Annotated in this window: 14 protein-coding genes and 1 riboswitch; of the genes, 7 read left to right on the top strand and 7 right to left on the bottom strand. The window is 67.8% G+C overall.

Going from position 1 to position 15,171, the window contains the following annotated elements:
- Positions 1 to 10: 10 nt before the first annotated feature.
- A complete protein-coding gene (locus ACFYP5_RS16315; RefSeq protein WP_389035814.1) occupies positions 11 to 1,522 on the bottom strand; it encodes a cytochrome ubiquinol oxidase subunit I in 1,512 nt (503 codons plus the stop codon).
- A 261-nt stretch (positions 1,523 to 1,783) separates the two neighbouring features.
- Positions 1,784 to 2,863, bottom strand: coding sequence for a histidinol-phosphate transaminase (gene hisC, locus ACFYP5_RS16310; protein ID WP_389035812.1), 1,080 nt, complete (start codon positions 2,861 to 2,863; stop codon positions 1,784 to 1,786).
- Between the two features lie 369 nt (positions 2,864 to 3,232).
- Here hisC and ACFYP5_RS16305 point away from each other — a divergent pair, with 369 nt between their 5' ends.
- From ACFYP5_RS16305 to ACFYP5_RS16295, 3 genes are all read left to right on the top strand, one after another.
- Positions 3,233 to 4,345 carry a LacI family DNA-binding transcriptional regulator gene (locus ACFYP5_RS16305; protein WP_389035809.1) on the top strand — a complete coding sequence of 371 codons (1,113 nt, stop codon included), beginning with the start codon at positions 3,233 to 3,235 and terminating at the stop codon, positions 4,343 to 4,345.
- A 173-nt stretch (positions 4,346 to 4,518) separates the two neighbouring features.
- Entirely contained in the window at positions 4,519 to 5,574 is a 1,056-nt protein-coding gene (locus tag ACFYP5_RS16300; RefSeq protein WP_389035806.1) for a metallophosphoesterase, read from the top strand.
- Between the two features lie 182 nt (positions 5,575 to 5,756).
- The gene (locus tag ACFYP5_RS16295) at positions 5,757 to 6,581 is read left to right on the top strand and encodes a hypothetical protein (protein WP_389035803.1); all 825 of its coding nucleotides are present in this window, start codon (positions 5,757 to 5,759) and stop codon (positions 6,579 to 6,581) included.
- A 163-nt stretch (positions 6,582 to 6,744) separates the two neighbouring features.
- Here ACFYP5_RS16295 and thiC read toward each other — a convergent pair whose 3' ends face one another.
- Positions 6,745 to 8,520: a phosphomethylpyrimidine synthase ThiC gene (thiC, locus tag ACFYP5_RS16290; protein WP_389035800.1), complete on the bottom strand. Its 1,776-nt coding sequence runs from the start codon at positions 8,518 to 8,520 to the stop codon at positions 6,745 to 6,747.
- Positions 8,513 to 8,646: riboswitch (TPP riboswitch) on the bottom strand. Its footprint overlaps the gene before it by 8 nt.
- A 71-nt stretch (positions 8,647 to 8,717) precedes the next feature.
- Here thiC and ACFYP5_RS16285 point away from each other — a divergent pair.
- Positions 8,718 to 10,055, top strand: coding sequence for a YibE/F family protein (locus ACFYP5_RS16285; RefSeq protein ID WP_389035798.1), 1,338 nt, complete (start codon positions 8,718 to 8,720; stop codon positions 10,053 to 10,055).
- 98 nt (positions 10,056 to 10,153) lie between these two features.
- Here the strand turns inward: ACFYP5_RS16285 and ACFYP5_RS16280 are convergent, their stop codons facing one another.
- The 4 genes from ACFYP5_RS16280 to ACFYP5_RS16265 all read right to left on the bottom strand — a co-directional run bounded on the left by ACFYP5_RS16280 (position 10,154) and on the right by ACFYP5_RS16265 (position 12,384).
- The gene (locus ACFYP5_RS16280; protein ID WP_030930605.1) at positions 10,154 to 10,591 is read right to left on the bottom strand and encodes an SsgA family sporulation/cell division regulator; all 438 of its coding nucleotides are present in this window, start codon (positions 10,589 to 10,591) and stop codon (positions 10,154 to 10,156) included.
- Positions 10,592 to 10,692: 101 nt separating this feature from the next.
- Positions 10,693 to 11,463, bottom strand: coding sequence for an IclR family transcriptional regulator (locus ACFYP5_RS16275; protein ID WP_389035795.1), 771 nt, complete (start codon positions 11,461 to 11,463; stop codon positions 10,693 to 10,695).
- Positions 11,464 to 11,710: 247 nt separating this feature from the next.
- The gene (locus ACFYP5_RS16270; protein WP_030930600.1) at positions 11,711 to 11,929 is read right to left on the bottom strand and encodes a DUF5326 family protein; all 219 of its coding nucleotides are present in this window, start codon (positions 11,927 to 11,929) and stop codon (positions 11,711 to 11,713) included.
- A 137-nt stretch (positions 11,930 to 12,066) separates the two neighbouring features.
- The gene (locus tag ACFYP5_RS16265) at positions 12,067 to 12,384 is read right to left on the bottom strand and encodes a cupin domain-containing protein (RefSeq protein ID WP_030973811.1); all 318 of its coding nucleotides are present in this window, start codon (positions 12,382 to 12,384) and stop codon (positions 12,067 to 12,069) included.
- Positions 12,385 to 12,452: 68 nt separating this feature from the next.
- On the opposite strand from ACFYP5_RS16265, the gene ACFYP5_RS16260 reads away from it, so the two are divergent.
- From ACFYP5_RS16260 to ACFYP5_RS16250, 3 genes are all read left to right on the top strand, one after another.
- The gene (locus tag ACFYP5_RS16260) at positions 12,453 to 12,830 is read left to right on the top strand and encodes a phage holin family protein (RefSeq protein ID WP_389035791.1); all 378 of its coding nucleotides are present in this window, start codon (positions 12,453 to 12,455) and stop codon (positions 12,828 to 12,830) included.
- 76 nt (positions 12,831 to 12,906) lie between these two features.
- Positions 12,907 to 14,037 carry a cystathionine gamma-lyase gene (locus ACFYP5_RS16255; RefSeq protein ID WP_389035788.1) on the top strand — a complete coding sequence of 377 codons (1,131 nt, stop codon included), beginning with the start codon at positions 12,907 to 12,909 and terminating at the stop codon, positions 14,035 to 14,037.
- 210 nt (positions 14,038 to 14,247) lie between these two features.
- Entirely contained in the window at positions 14,248 to 15,144 is an 897-nt protein-coding gene (locus ACFYP5_RS16250) for a LysR family transcriptional regulator (protein ID WP_389035785.1), read from the top strand.
- Positions 15,145 to 15,171 lie beyond the last annotated feature (27 nt).

Below are 15,171 nucleotides of genomic sequence, written 5' to 3'. Positions count from 1 at the left end.
TCCTCTGCTCTCAGTAGGAGAAGGCCATCGGCCGGTCGGCGTCGTCATGGTCGTCGCCGCCGATCTTGGTGGGCGGGTTGAGGTCGGACTCCGTGAGTTCTGGCGGCCCGGCCTTGATGTACTTCATGAGCAGCTTGACCTCGATCACAGCGAGCGCCGCGTAGAGCAGGGTGAAGAGGATCAGCGAGGTGAGCACCTCACCCTGCGAGACGCCGGGGGAGACGGCGTCACGGGTCTGCAGAACCCCGAAGACGACCCAGGGCTGGCGGCCCGTCTCTGTGAAGATCCAGCCCCAGGAGTTGGCGATCAGCGGGAAGAGCAGCGTCCAGAGGGCGACGATCCAGTAGAGCTTGGTCAGCTTCGGGCTGAGGGCCTTGCTCTTGAAGAGGACCAGATGCGGCACCTCGTCCTCACCGGTCCGCAGCCCCGGTCGCAGCATGAACTTCTTCCGCGTCAGCCACAGCCCGAGCAGGCCGAGGCCGAAGGACGCCATGCCGAAGCCGATCATCCAGCGGAAGCTCCAGAAGGCGACCGGGATGTTGGGCCGGTAGTCGCCGGGTCCGAACTTCTCCTGCTCGGCCTTGTTGATGTCGTTGATGCCGGGGATGTACGAGTGGAAGTTGTCGTCCGCGAGGAACGACAGTATCCCCGGGACGGAGATCTCCACGGTGTTGTGCCCCTTGGCCACATCGCCGACCGCGAAGATCGAGAAGGGCGCCGCGTTCTGCCCCTCCCAGAGCGCCTCGGCAGCGGCCATCTTCATCGGCTGCTGCTTGAACATGACCTTGCCGAGCAGGTCGCCGCTGACGGCGGTGAGCAGCCCGGCGATCACGACGGTGACCAGTCCGAGCCGCAGCGAGGTACGCATCACCGGGATGTGCTGCTTGCGCGCCAGATGGAAGGCGGCGATGCCGACCATGAACGCGCCGCCGACCAGGAAGGCCGCCGTGAGGGTGTGGAAGAACTGGGTGAGCGCGGTGTTCTGGGTGAGCACATGCCAGAAGTCGGTGAGCTCGGCCCGGCCGCGTTCCTTGTTGATCCGGTAGCCGACCGGGTGCTGCATCCAGGAGTTGGCCGCGAGGATGAAGTATGCGGAGAGGACCGTCCCGATGGAGACCATCCAGATGCAGGCAAGGTGGATCTTCTTCGGCAGCTTGTCCCAGCCGAAGATCCACAGCCCGATGAAGGTGGACTCGAAGAAGAACGCGATCAGCGCCTCGAAGGCCAGGGGGGCGCCGAAGATGTCGCCGACGAAGCGTGAGTAGTCGGACCAGTTCATGCCGAACTGGAACTCCTGGACGATGCCGGTGACGACACCCATGGCGATGTTGATCAGGAAGAGCTTGCCCCAGAACTTGGTGGCCCTGAGGTACTTCTGGTTGTCGGTCCGCACCCAGGCGGTCTGCAGGCCGGCGGTGAGCGCGGCAAGAGAGATCGTCAGGGGAACGAAAAGGAAGTGGTAGACGGTGGTGATCCCGAACTGCCATCGCGCCAAGGTCTCGGGCGCCAGAGCCAGCTCCACGTCGTCTTCTCCTTACGTCGCCGTAGTGAGCGGAAGGTTGCATTGCTAACCCACCGATCACGGGAGGAACAGGACGCGCTTGTGAACGCGTTCACATTCACAAGCATTATGGCGCACAGGTTTTCGGGGTGTTCGAGGGGGGTCCCTCTATCGGGACGCTCCCACGCGAAGGCCCCGGACCTCGACGAACGAGAGGTACGGGGCCTTCCGGTGCACGTGCACACGCCGTGCCACGGCTGGTCGCAGCACGCGCGACTTCGGTTACAGCTCCTTGCGGTACGCCTCCGCCACCCTCAGGAACACGTCGTTCGCCTCGTCCTCGCCGATCGAGACCCGCACACCCTCGCCCGCGAACGGCCTGACCACGACTCCGGCCCGCTCGCACGCCCCGGCGAAGTCCAGCGTGCGGTCGCCGAGCCGCAGCCAGACGAAGTTGGCCTGGGACTCCGGAACGGTCCAGCCCTGGCTCACCAGAGCCTTGTGCACCCGGATACGTTCGCAGACCAGGGAACCGACCCGGCCGAGCAGTTCGTCCTCGGCGCGCAGTGAGGCGACCGCCGCGTCCTGCGCCACCTGACTGACACCGAACGGCACCGCCGTCTTGCGCAGTGCGGCCGCCACCGGCTCGTGGGCCACTGCGAATCCGACCCGAAGGCCGGCCAGACCGTAAGCCTTGGAGAACGTCCGCAGCACCGCCACATTGGGCCGGTCCCGGTAGATCTCCATGCCGTCCGGCACGTCGACATCGCGGATGAACTCCTTGTACGCCTCGTCGAGCACCACGAGCACATCGCCCGGCACCCGGTCCAGGAAGCGCTCCAGCTCGGCCCTGCGCACCACCGTCCCGGTCGGGTTGTTCGGGTTGCAGACGAAGATCATCCGAGTACGGTCCGTGATCGCGTCCGCCATCGCGTCCAGGTCGTGCACCTCGCCGTCGGTCAGCGGCACCTTCACCGAGGTCGCGCCGCTGACCTGGGTGATGATCGGGTACGCCTCGAAGGAGCGCCAGGCGTAGATGACCTCGTCACCCGGGCCCGACGTGGCCTGGAGCAGCTGCTGCGCCACCCCGACGGAGCCGGTTCCGGTGGCGAGGTGCGAGACGGGCACGCCGAACCGGTCGGCCAGCTCGTTCATCAGACCGGTGCAGGCCATGTCCGGGTAGCGGTTGAAGTGCGCGGCCGCGGCCAGGGCGGACTCCATCACGCCGGGCAGCGGCGGATACGGGTTCTCGTTGGAGGACAGCTTGAACGCGAGCGGCCCGTCGGCCGCCGCCGGCCTGCCCGGCACATAGGCGGGGACGCCGTCCAGTTCGGCACGCAGCTTGGGGCTCGTCTCGCTCACCGCAGGTCCTCCTCGACCGTCGTACACATCAATACTGCTCACCTTATGAGGATTGGGCGCCGGTGCGAATGGGCGAGCGGAGGAATCGTCCGGTGGAGCCGGGAATGGGGGGAGCGTCCCTCATCCCGGCGCGCGCCGGTGGCTCACTCCGTGGCGCGCATCCCCCGAAGAGGTGAGTTGAGACCTCTTCGAAACATCGACCATTTAGTAGGCCCATCCTCATCGACACGTCACACACTACGGTCGACCCCATCAACGCCCTTGTTTTGCAAGGCATTTGCCACCAAACGATCATGCAAAAACGTGCCTGTCAATGCGTGAATATGCGACCGGCCCAACCGCCTGCCCGAGCCCTACTATCGGCTCGCCATGACAGCAGCAGGGAAGCACCAGGTGAGCCGGACGGAGACACCCCGGCGCGGCGGCCGGCAGGGACGAGCGGGAATCCGGGATGTGGCCGCCGCCGCCGGGGTCTCCATCACGACCGTCTCCGACGCGCTCAACGGCAAGGGGCGGCTCCCGGACGCCACCCGCCGCCATGTCCGCGAGGTCGCCGAGCGCCTGGGCTACCGCCCGTCCGCCGCGGCCCGAACCCTCCGTACCGGCAAGTCCGGCCTCATCGGCCTGACCGTGACGACGTACGGGGATGAACCTTTCACCTTCACCGAGTTCGCCTACTTCGCCGAGATGGCCAGAGCGGCCACCTCCGCCGCGCTCGCCCGCGGCTACGCGCTCGTCATCCTCCCCGCCACCTCACGCCACGACGTCTGGTCGAACGTCGCCCTCGACGGCACCGTCGTCATCGACCCCTCCGACCAGGACCCGGTCGTCACCGAACTCGTCCGCCAGGGGCTGCCCGTCGTCTCGGACGGCCGCCCCGCCGGGGCCCTGCCGGTCACCGCGTGGGTGGACAACGACCACCGGGCCGCCGTGCTCGACCTCCTCGACCATCTCGCCGCCGCCGGGGCCCGGCGGATCGGCCTGCTCACCGGCACCACCACCGACACGTACACCCGGCTCTCCACCACCGCATACCTCCATTGGTGCGAGCGCGTGGGCCAGGATCCGGTGTACGAGTCCTATCCCGCCCACGACCCGTGCGCGGGGGCGGTGGCCGCCGACCGGCTCCTCGCCCGCCCGGACCGGCCCGACGCCGTCTACGGGCTCTTCGACCCCAACGGCACCGACCTGCTGGCGGCCGCCCGCCGGTACGGGTTGCGCGTCCCCGAGGATCTGCTGCTGGTCTGCTGCAGCGAGTCCACCGTGTACGCGACGACCGAGCCCCCCATCACGACGCTCTCACTCAAACCGCGCCAGATCGGCACGGCGGTCGTCCAGCTCCTCATCGACGCGATCGAAGGTGTCGACCAGGACGGTCCGGTTGAGCGGGTCATACCGACCGAACTCATCGTCCGGACGTCCTCGCAACGCCGTCCGCCCCGCACCACGGTCAGCGCGCCTCGATCCCCGTCCAGGGATTGATCAGGCCAATTGGGACCAATCGGCCGGTGAACCTGTCGTGCGCCGGGATTCACCACCCCTGGTGCATCACACTGCACGATCCGCATTCCTATGATGGGCGCACGACACCGCGGACCACCCCGACCAGCAGGGCCCGTCAGGTGTACGGCGGCGCGACGGTGGTGGAGGGGTCGATGACACAGGGGGCCGGTCAGGAACCCGTGGAACGGACGGCGACGTTGCGTGACTTCCGTGTGCCGCCCTATGCGCAGACTCCCGCGCCGCCCGCGGCGCCGCACCCCGGCGATGTCGTACCGGGCGGCGAGCCGGAGGGGTACACGCCCACCGCGCGCGATCTTCCCGTGATCAACCGCGGTGACACCGTCCAGGTGCAGGCCGTCCCGGATCCGCGGCCCGCCACGGACCAGGGTCTGGGACCGCTGTACGTGGTCGGCGACGTCCACGGCTATCTGGACGAGCTTCGCGACGCCCTCATGGGACAGGGCCTCATCGACGCCGAAGGCGCCTGGGCCGCGGGCAACGCCCGGCTCTGGTTCCTCGGTGACTTCACCGACCGCGGTCCGGACGGCATCGGTGTCATCGACCTGATCATGCGTCTGTCCGCCGAGGCTGCGGCCGCGGGCGGCTACTGCAAGGCCCTGATGGGCAACCACGAACTGCTGCTGATCGGCGCCAAGCGGTTCGCCGACACCCCGGTCAACTCCGGTGCGGGCACCGCCACCTTCCAGGCCGCCTGGCTGCTCAACGGCGGCCAGAAGACCGACATGGAGCGGCTCCAGGACGTCCACCTCCAGTGGATGTCCCGTCTCGACGCGGTCGTCGAGGAGGACGGGCACCTACTGATGCACTCCGACACGACGGCGTACCTCGACTACGGCTCCACCATCGAGGACGTCAACGAGACCGTGCACGCCATTCTCACGCGTAACGACGCCGACGAGTGCTGGGACCTGTTCCGCAAGCTCACCAGGCGGTTCGCCTTCCGCGACGAGGGGGGCTCGGAGGCAGTCCAGGAGCTGATGGCGGCGTACGGCGGACAGCGCATCGTCCATGGTCACAGCCCCATTCCGTATCTGCTCGGCGAGGTCGGCTCGGAGGACGGCGAGGACAGCGCCGGCCCCGTGGTGGACGGCCCGCACGTGTACGCGGACGGGCTCGCCATCGCCATGGACGGCGGCGTGACCATGGCCGGAAAGCTGCTGGTCGTCCGGCTGCCGTTGCATGACTGACGGTCTCCGGGGAAGACGCATCCACGACCTGACCACGCCGACCACTGGGCCTATTTACGGAAACCCCCTGTCACCCCGTGCCGTGGGCGCTCTACCATCGGCCTATCAGTAGCAGGCTCTCCTCCGTTTCCGCCCAACTGCCCGGTCCAAGCGGGTACTCAGGCCCAACGGAGCATCGGGGGATGCACATGAACAGCGCTCCGCACCTGCTGGCCGAGGACCGACCCGAGTACGAGCGGATCCTCGGCGATGCGCTACGCCACGCCCACGAACGACCAGATCTGGCCGGAGTCGGCGAACGGCTCAACACGGAACAGCTGCGCACGATGGCGCTGAACGCCACGGCTCTGATCACCGCGGCGGCAGCCACCGAGTACGACCACTACGTGAAGGTCCGCGAAGAGCTGCGCGGACCGGCCGCCGACTCGGCCCAAGGCTCGGGCCTCGGGTCCGAAGCGGACGATCCGGACCGGCCGGGCGCCGGCATAGGGGCGGTCGTCACCGTCCTGGCGCCGATGCTCGCGGGCACCGCCGCGCTGATCTTCCTGCTGGTCGGTTACATCCTGAAGATGCTCAGCAGGCCCCCGTCGTTCGCCGACACCATGGTCACCGCCGGCTGGTTCTTCGCGGCGGTCATGGCGGCGGCGATACTGGCCGCCGCCATAGGACTGCTCACCACGGCGCTGCGCAACGGCTCGACGTCGCTGCCGGCCGAGGACACCGAGGACGAGCTGCCGGAGGATGTGGCGCGCGCCAGGGAGGCCTGGCGCCATGCACTGCTGGAGCGGGGCATCCTGCCGTTCCTGCGGGATGCCCTCGCCGATCCCACGGCCGGTCCCGCATCACGTACACCTCACCGTTCGGCCAACCGCATCCCGAAGATCGGCTACTCCAGGCCGGACTTCTCGGGCCCGGACGAAGGACCGGCGGCAGGTCCCCGCCCGTCGTTCACCAGCCCCGACTTCACCAGCCCGGACTTCGGCGGCCCGGAACACGAGCTGGACTGACCGGGGTCGAATCTCTTGTTCGTCGTCCTCGCGCCGGCGCTCGGAGCAGGTCTCGTCGTCCTCGTACCCGTGCGCTGCTCCCCCTTCTGGCCTTCGGCCCGGAGAGGTGCACTGCGCCGGGACGGTTCTCGCAGCGCCCCGGCGCAGTGCCGCACCCGATGACTCAGTCCGCGATCGGCAGATAGACGCGGTTGCCGGCCGCCGCGAACTCCTTGGACTTCTCCGCCATGCCCGCCTCGATCTCCGACTGCGAACCGCCGTGCTCACGACGGATGTCCTGAGAGATCTTCATCGAGCAGAACTTCGGGCCGCACATCGAGCAGAAGTGCGCCGTCTTCGCCGGTTCCGCCGGCAGCGTCTCGTCATGGAACGCCCGCGCCGTGTCCGGGTCGAGAGCCAGATTGAACTGGTCCTCCCACCGGAACTCGAAGCGCGCGTCCGACAGCGCGTCGTCCCAGTCCTGCGCACCCGGGTGCCCCTTGGCGAGGTCCGCCGCGTGGGCCGCGATCTTGTAGGTGATGACGCCCGTCTTCACGTCGTCCCGGTCGGGCAGGCCCAGGTGCTCCTTGGGCGTGACGTAGCAGAGCATCGCCGTCCCCCACCAGGCGATCATCGCGGCGCCGATGCCCGAGGTGATGTGGTCGTACGCCGGGGCCACATCGGTGGTCAGCGGGCCGAGCGTGTAGAACGGCGCCTCCTCGCAGATCTCCTGCTGGAGGTCGATGTTCTCCTTGATCTTGTGCATCGGGACATGGCCCGGACCCTCGATCATCGTCTGGACGCCGAACCGCTTGGCGGTCGTGTTGAGTTCGCCGAGCGTGCGCAGTTCGGCGAACTGCGCCTCGTCGTTGGCGTCGGCGATCGAGCCGGGACGCAGCCCGTCGCCCAGCGAGTACGTGACGTCGTACGTCGCGAGGATCTCGCAGAGCTCCTCGAAGTTCTCGTACAGGAACGACTCCTTGTGGTGCGCCAGGCACCAGGCCGCCATGATCGAGCCGCCGCGGGAGACGATGCCGGTCTTACGGCGGGCTGTGAGCGGGACGTACGGGAGGCGCACGCCGGCATGGACCGTCATGTAGTCGACGCCCTGTTCGGCCTGCTCGATGACGGTGTCCTTATAGATCTCCCAGGTCAGTTCCTCCGCCCTGCCGTCGACCTTTTCGAGGGCCTGGTAGAGCGGAACGGTGCCGATCGGCACCGGTGAGTTACGCAGAACCCACTCACGGGTGGTGTGAATGTTGCGGCCGGTGGAGAGATCCATGACCGTGTCGGCGCCCCATCGCGTCGCCCACGTCATCTTCTCGACCTCCTCCTCGATGGAGGAGGTGACCGCCGAGTTGCCGATGTTGGCGTTGACCTTCACCAGGAACCGCTTACCGATGATCATCGGCTCGATCTCCGGGTGGTTGACGTTGGCCGGCAGGACCGCCCTGCCCGCGGCGATCTCCTCGCGTACGACCTCGGGTTCGACGTTCTCCCGGATCGCCACGTACTCCATCTCCGGGGTGATCTCGCCTCGGCGGGCGTACGCGAGCTGGGTCACCGGCTGTCCGTCGCGGCTGCGGCGCGGCTGCCGTGGGCGACCGGGGAAGACCGCGTCGAGGTTGCGCAGTCCGCCGCGCGGCGAGGTGTGCTTGAGCCCGTCGTCCTCGGGGCGGACCGGGCGGCCCGCGTACTCCTCGGTGTCGCCGCGGGCGACGATCCAGTTCTCACGCAGCGGCGCGAGGCCGCGGCGGACGTCGGTGTCGGTGGTCGGATCGGTGTACGGCCCCGATGTGTCGTACAGCGTCACGGAGTTGCCGTTGGTCAGGTGCACCTGCCGGACCGGCACCCGGAGGTCCGGGCGCGAGCCCTGGACGTATCCCTTGTGCCAGCCGATGGACTTTCCGGCCTCGTCGCTCTGGTTCGAGGCAGGCGTGCGTGCGTCCGATGTGGTCATGAGACCTACTCCCTACGCCGGCATTACCCGGTAACAGGTTCGGCGGTCGGCGCAGCCTGTCCCGTACGGATGTACGGATATCAGCGCCCTCTCAGCCCGGTGCTCCGAGCTCCCGCGTGTACAAAGGTGTCATCACGCTAGCGCCCTTCGAGGCGTACTGAACAGTGGACCCCTGCTCTTCTTGCGATGATCCCCCGGTGACGTCCCCTCGAAATGACTCCGGACCGCAGGACCACCAGCACGGTCACTCGCACAGCCACGGGCCTGCCGCGCCGGTCTCGAAACATCTGCGCAAGGTCATCGCTGCCGTCCTGATCCCGTTCACCACCGCCGTCGTCGTCGGGCTGGTGGTGCTCTGGCCGGGCGGTGCACCCGCGCACGAGCGCACCGGCGTCGGCTTCGACCGGCAGACCCAGCAGGCCACGGTGGTGAAGGTCGACAAGGTCGACTGCAAGGACGTGAACGCCGCGCAGACCCCGGCCACCGGCAACACCACGACACCGTCGGGGAACGCCACTACCGGCCAGGAGCCGGGGTTGTGCGAGAAGGCCACGATCGAGGTGACGACCGGCCACGACAAGGGAAGAACCTTCGTCGAGATCGTCCAGCCCGACGCGCCACGGCAGTTGCACGAGGGACAGGGCGTGATCGTCGCGTACGCCCCCGACGCGCCCCATGACCTTCAGTACTCCGTGACGGACGTGGACCGGAAGGTCCCGATGGCTCTGCTGGCCGGGATCTTCGCTCTCGCAGTGGTCGTGGTGGGCAGGCTGCGCGGGGTGATGGCGTTGATCGCGCTCGCCGTGTCGTTCGCCGTGCTGACCCTGTTCATCCTCCCCGCGATCCTGCAGGGTTCGAACCCGCTGCTGGTCGCGGTCGTCGGGGCCAGCGCGATCATGCTGATCGCGCTCTACATGTGCCATGGGCTGACCGCCCGCACCTCGGTCGCGGTCATCGGCACGCTGATCTCACTGCTGCTGATCGGACTGCTCGGTTCGCTCTTCATCGGCTGGGCGAGTCTGACCGGCAACACCGACGACAGCACCGGCCTCATCCACGGCCTGTACCCCCACATCGACATGAGCGGCCTGCTGCTGGCCGGTGTCATCATCGGCTCGCTCGGCGTGCTGGACGACGTGACGGTCACCCAGACATCGGCGGTCTGGGAACTGCACCAGGCGGACCCGACGATGGGCGCACGGAAGCTCTACCGGGCAGGTATCAGGATCGGTCGCGACCACATCGCCTCAGTGGTCAACACGCTGGTGCTCGCCTACGCCGGCGCCGCGCTTCCCCTGCTGCTGCTCTTCTCGATCGCGCAGAGCAGTGTGGGCACGGTGGCCAACAGCGAACTCGTGGCGGAGGAGATCGTACGAACGCTGGTCGGGTCGATCGGACTGGTCGCCTCGGTGCCGGTGACGACGGTGCTGGCGGCGCTGGTCGTCTCCGCGGACCGCACGGGGCTCGGCGCGGAAGCCGGAGCTTCGGCACCCGCACGGAACGGAAGGGGCCGGCGTCGCAGGGCGAGGCATTGACGCTCGAGGCGGTGACCCTAGCCATGGCGCGGAGTACATATCACCCGTTCGGGAGATGCCGTGTTCGACCGGCGTGCCGGCCGTCGGCGCAAACCTTCTCAGCCGGCGTTCTGTTCCTTGGCCAGGATCCGGCCCAGCGCCTCCTCCAGATTGCCCTCGAAGTCACTCAGCGTGCACTCCTGGCCGAGGGGGACGAGCTTGTCCGTCCGGTCGAGGAACGCGACGAGTGGCGCTGTTCCGGCCCTGAAGAGCGCACGGTCCGCGCCGACCTGAAGCCGGATGTGTACGTCGGACAGCCCCTCGGGCTCCGTGGGACTGATGTGCACATCACCGTCACCGCTGGGGCTGTTGAGGCCGTCCAGCAGAAGCTCACGACCGAAAGCCCAGGTGACGGGGGCGTCACCGGGCAGATGGAAGGTCATCCGGATCGCGTACGGATCGCACACCTCGTACCGGAGCTCCACCGGGATACGGAATGAGAGCTCCTCGGAGACGAGAAAACTCATCATGACCTCAGCTTGAACCGACTCGCGCATCGTTCAACCCCGCAGTAGATGAATCTGGCCAGGAATGATCCCCCATGGCCCTATTGACGCCATCGTGGTGCACGCGATAGCAGATCACAAGGAGTGATTTTTCAGATACTGATAGAGAACACGAACGAACGCAAGAGGCTCGACACTTCGCCGCGTAGTCGTTCGACTGCGGGGAGCAATCGATCTTCTTGGTCGAGGGGTACGGAAATGGCCATGGCGGCGGCCGTGTACCCGACTGCGATCGGGATGGCGGCGCAGACCGTTCCGAGGGCGTACTCCTGTCGCTCGACAACAGGTTCCGTTCGCTCCAACGACCTCAACCGCTCAAGAAACGCCGGTCGGTCCCGCACCGAGTAGGGGGTCAGTGGCTGCACAGGGTGACGATCCAGATGGTCCTGGCGGGCCTTCTCGTCGAGCCGGCTCAACAGACACTGGCCGATCGCATGGGCATGTCCGGTCTCCCGGAACGAGGCCCACTCCTCGACCGCCGGTGCTGCGGGGGTGTCGGCGACCGCGATGAGTTCGATCTCACCCTCGCGGTAGACGGCGCAGTACACCGGTGCACCGATGATGTCGCGCCAGCGGGCCAGCGACTGGGCCATGGTGCTGCGACGACTCTGCAGCGCACCGTCGTCGACCAGCTTCTCGGCAGCGGACCCGAAGAGGAATACGCCGTTCTCCCGGCGTAGATAGCCTTCATGGGTCAGGGTGCGCAACAGGTGGTACGCAGTGGGAAGGGGAAGTCCCGCTTCCCGTGCGAGCTGCTTCGCAGGCGCCCCTTCCCGATGGGCGCCCACAGCCTCCAACAGCCTCAACGCCCGCTGAACCGAACCGATCAACGTCGGGACAGCGGTACTCGATGCCGTGGTCAAAGGTCACCCCCAGGCATGGTGACGGGCAGTCAGCCCGTTCGTGGGGGCCGCCCCCACGGACCCGCCGCAGACCTGGGGTCCGGAGACCGAGCGTGTACACAAACCACTGGTCAGGGTGGTGGCGGACAGTTGTTTCCCAGGCAACGGCAGCGGACCGCCACTGTATCGGCAGTGCCCGCGAGGGGTGTCGTTTCGTCTTGTACTTAGCTCAGCTGGGCTAATTGCCCGACTGGTGACCGGCCGCCGCCTACCAGTCACCGCGCGACGACGAGGACGACATGAACTTCCGTACGACGAACACGAGCCCGCCGACCAGGATCACGAAGACCAGGACCTTGAAGAGCAGACCGATCACGAATCCGATCACGCTGGCGATCAGGCCGCCGAACACGACGATCGCGATGACGGGCACCGCGACCCACTTCACCCACCAGGGCATCCCCGCGAATATCTCCCGAACGGCCATCGTCCCAACCTCGTCTCTGTGCGTAACGGCTTCGATGAGCACCTGCTTCGATGCTAGAGGCGCGGGGGCGGCCTGCGGGGGCACCGGAGCCCCCGAACTCCCCTGATCGAACCCTTAGGGATCCCTGAGGTCCCGGCTCAGCTCTCCGGTGGAGAGAAGACCACCATGACCCGCAGATCCTCGGTGATGTGGTGGAACTTGTGGGCCACACCGGCCGGTACGTAGACCACGCTTCCCCTGCCCACCTGTGTGGTCTCCATGCCTACGGTGATCGAGGCGCGGCCGCTGACGACGAAGTAGACCTCGTCCTGGTTGTGCGGCTGCTGCGGATCGAGGTCGCCGGCGTCCAGCGCGTACAGGCCGACGGACATGTTCCGTTCCCGCAGGAACTGCAGATACGCGCCGTCGTTGGCGGCCCGTTCCGCCTCCAGTTCGTCCAGCCTGAATGCCTTCATGGCCCGTCCGCCCCTTGCTTTCGTTCTGCCGGTGTTCGCCACCGATCATGTCTGCCACGATCAGACACATGAAGAATTTTGTAGTCAAGACGATCGCCAACGCGGGTGCGCTGGCCGTGGCCATCTGGCTGCTCGACGACATCACGCTGTCCGGTGGCAGTACCGGTCGCAAGGTGCTCACCCTGATCCTCGTGGCCCTGCTCTTCGGGCTGGTGAACTTCGTGGTGAAGCCCATAGTCAAGGTGCTCACCCTGCCGCTGTTCATACTCACACTGGGTCTGATCACCCTTGTGGTGAACGCACTGATGCTGCTGCTGACCTCCTGGCTGGCCGACCAGTTCGACCTCAGCTTCCATGTCGAGGGCTTCTGGACCGCCGTGCTCGGCGGACTGATCATCTCGGTCGTGTCCTGGGCCCTGAATGTCGTCCTGCCGGACGAGGACTGATCCGGCCGAATCGGAGCGATCAGCGGGACCAGCAGGATCAGAAGCACCGGTACGACCAGAGAACAGAAGGAACAGCATGAGCACCATGGGTGACGGAACCCGGGCGGTACGGGCGGGTCTTCCCGAACCGGAGCAGTACGAACCCACGCTGCCCGGTCCGGTATTCGCCGCGCACTTCCACCTCTCCGGCGAGCCGACCGGACCGTACACCTACGGCCGGGACACCAACCCGACCTGGACCCATCTGGAGCGGGCCATCGGCGAGCTCGAAGCGCCGGGGGAGACGGTCGAGACCACGGTGTTCGCCTCCGGGATGGCGGCGATCTCGGCCGTACTGCTTTCCCAGGTGCGGTCCGGGGACACGGTCGTCCTGCCCGACGACGGCTATCAGGCGCTGCCGCTCGTACGCCAGCAGCTGGAGGCGTACGGCGTCGAGGTGCGGACCGCGCCCACCGGGGGCGACGCACAGCTGGCGGTCCTGGAAGGGGCCCGACTGCTGTGGATCGAGACACCGTCCAATCCTGGGCTCGACGTCTGCGACCTGCGGCGGCTGATCGAGGCCGCGCACGGGGCCGGCGTCCTGGTGGCCGTCGACAACACGCTCGCCACCCCGCTCGGTCAGCGTCCGCTGGAGCTGGGCGCCGACTTCTCGGTGGCCAGTGACACCAAGGGCATGACCGGACACGGTGACATCCTGCTCGGCCACGTGACCTGCCGCGATCCGGAGCTGGCGGCGGGCGTGCGGCGCTGGCGCAAGGTCGTCGGGGCGATCCCCGGACCGATGGAGGCCTGGCTCGCGCACCGTTCGCTGGCCACGCTGGAGCTGCGGATCGACCGGCAGTGCGCGAACGCGCTCGTTCTCGCCGAGGCGCTGGGCAAGCGGCAGGAGGTCACCGGGCTGCGTTATCCGGGGTTGCCCACCGACCCTTCGTACCCGGTCGCCGTGCGGCAGATGCGGCGCTTCGGCTCCGTGGTGTCGTTCGTGCTGCCCGACCGCGAGACCGCCGAGCGCTTCCTGGCCGGGCTGCGACTGGTCGACGACGCCACGAGCTTCGGCGGCGTGCGGTCCACCGCCGAGCGGCGGGCGCGCTGGGGCGGCGACGCCGTACCGGAAGGCTTCATCCGGTTCTCGGTCGGGGCCGAGGACGCGGACGACCTGGTGGCCGATGTGGAGCGGGCACTGGGCGAGGCAATGGGCGGACGCTGAGCCGGCAGAGCACAGGAAGACACAGCTGGTACGGACGGTCCGAGCCTCCCCCCTCGTGGCTCGGACCGTCCCGGTTCCACGCGCGAAGAACCGCCTGGATAAGGCTAATTGACTCTGCGTCAGTGTCCAATCACGGTAGCGACAGCGACCTATCGACATATTTATAGTTGTCCGGGTCGGACGCTTCGCAAAGGTGGGAGGGGACAGGACGTGGACCTGGCCCTGCTGCGTACTTTCGTGACGGTGCACCGGGCCGGGTCCTTCACCCGGGCCGCCGCGCTGCTCGGCCTCTCCCAGCCCGCGGTCACCTCGCAGATACGCACACTGGAACGGCAGCTGGGCCGCCCGCTCTTCCTGCGCAGGGCCCGCGGCGTGACCCCGACGACCATGGGCGACGAGCTCGCGCACCGGGCGGCCCCCCATCTGGACGCGCTGGTCGAGATCGCCGAGAGCGGAGTCGACGAGGAGTCGGCCGTACGGACGCTGCATCTGGCCGGGCCCCCGGAATTCGTATCGCTGCGCGCTCTGCCCGCACTCACGTCCCTCGTCTCCCACGGTCTCGCCCTGCGCAGCTCGTTCCTCGCGAACGCCGAGGAGACGCTGGAGGGGCTCGCCGCCGGACACCATGATCTGGCCATCGCGACGGCCCGCCCTCGCGGTGGGCTGCTCACCGCGACTCCGCTCTGCGACGAGGAGCATGTGCTGGTCGCCGCCCCGCGCTGGGCCGCGCGTCTCGGCCCCGGAACGCTGCGGCACATAGGCCCTGTGGTGCTGGAGCAGCTGCCGGTGGTGGAAGTGCACGAGAGCCTGCCGTTCGTCTCCCGCTACTGGGCGGCTGTCTTCGACTGCCGCCCCGCGGCCGCGGGCACCGTCATAGCACCGGATCTGCGGGCTGTCCTGGAGTGCACCGCCGCCGGCGCCGGGCTTGCCGTACTCCCGCGCTATCTCTGTGAGGGGGCGCTGGAGCGCGGCGAGGTGGTGGCGCTCCTGGACCCGCCGGTCCCGCCGCTGCGCACCTATTTCCTGGCCGCACGGACCGGCACACTCGCCCTGCCCCACATCGCGCGGGCGCACGACTGGCTGGTGCGCGCTGCAGCCGACTGGTGACCCCCGGGCGTGCGGGTGTTTCAGAAC

The organism is Streptomyces sp. NPDC005262, assembly GCF_042872425.1.
Taxonomy (GTDB): domain Bacteria; phylum Actinomycetota; class Actinomycetes; order Streptomycetales; family Streptomycetaceae; genus Streptomyces.
The sequence above is the reverse complement of the archived record's forward strand: the minus strand, read 5'-3'. Positions and strand labels throughout refer to the sequence as shown.

Coding starts and splice junctions, on each gene's coding strand:
- ACFYP5_RS16305 (WP_389035809.1), top strand. CDS start 3,233: ATGACAGCAGCAGGGAAGCACCAGGTGAGCCGGACGGAGACACCCCGG.
- ACFYP5_RS16300 (WP_389035806.1), top strand. CDS start 4,519: ATGACACAGGGGGCCGGTCAGGAACCCGTGGAACGGACGGCGACGTTG.
- ACFYP5_RS16295 (WP_389035803.1), top strand. CDS start 5,757: ATGCACATGAACAGCGCTCCGCACCTGCTGGCCGAGGACCGACCCGAG.
- thiC (WP_389035800.1), bottom strand. CDS start 8,520: ATGACCACATCGGACGCACGCACGCCTGCCTCGAACCAGAGCGACGAG.
- ACFYP5_RS16280 (WP_030930605.1), bottom strand. CDS start 10,591: ATGCGCGAGTCGGTTCAAGCTGAGGTCATGATGAGTTTTCTCGTCTCC.
- ACFYP5_RS16270 (WP_030930600.1), bottom strand. CDS start 11,929: ATGGCCGTTCGGGAGATATTCGCGGGGATGCCCTGGTGGGTGAAGTGG.
- ACFYP5_RS16265 (WP_030973811.1), bottom strand. CDS start 12,384: ATGAAGGCATTCAGGCTGGACGAACTGGAGGCGGAACGGGCCGCCAAC.
- ACFYP5_RS16260 (WP_389035791.1), top strand. CDS start 12,453: ATGAAGAATTTTGTAGTCAAGACGATCGCCAACGCGGGTGCGCTGGCC.
- ACFYP5_RS16255 (WP_389035788.1), top strand. CDS start 12,907: ATGAGCACCATGGGTGACGGAACCCGGGCGGTACGGGCGGGTCTTCCC.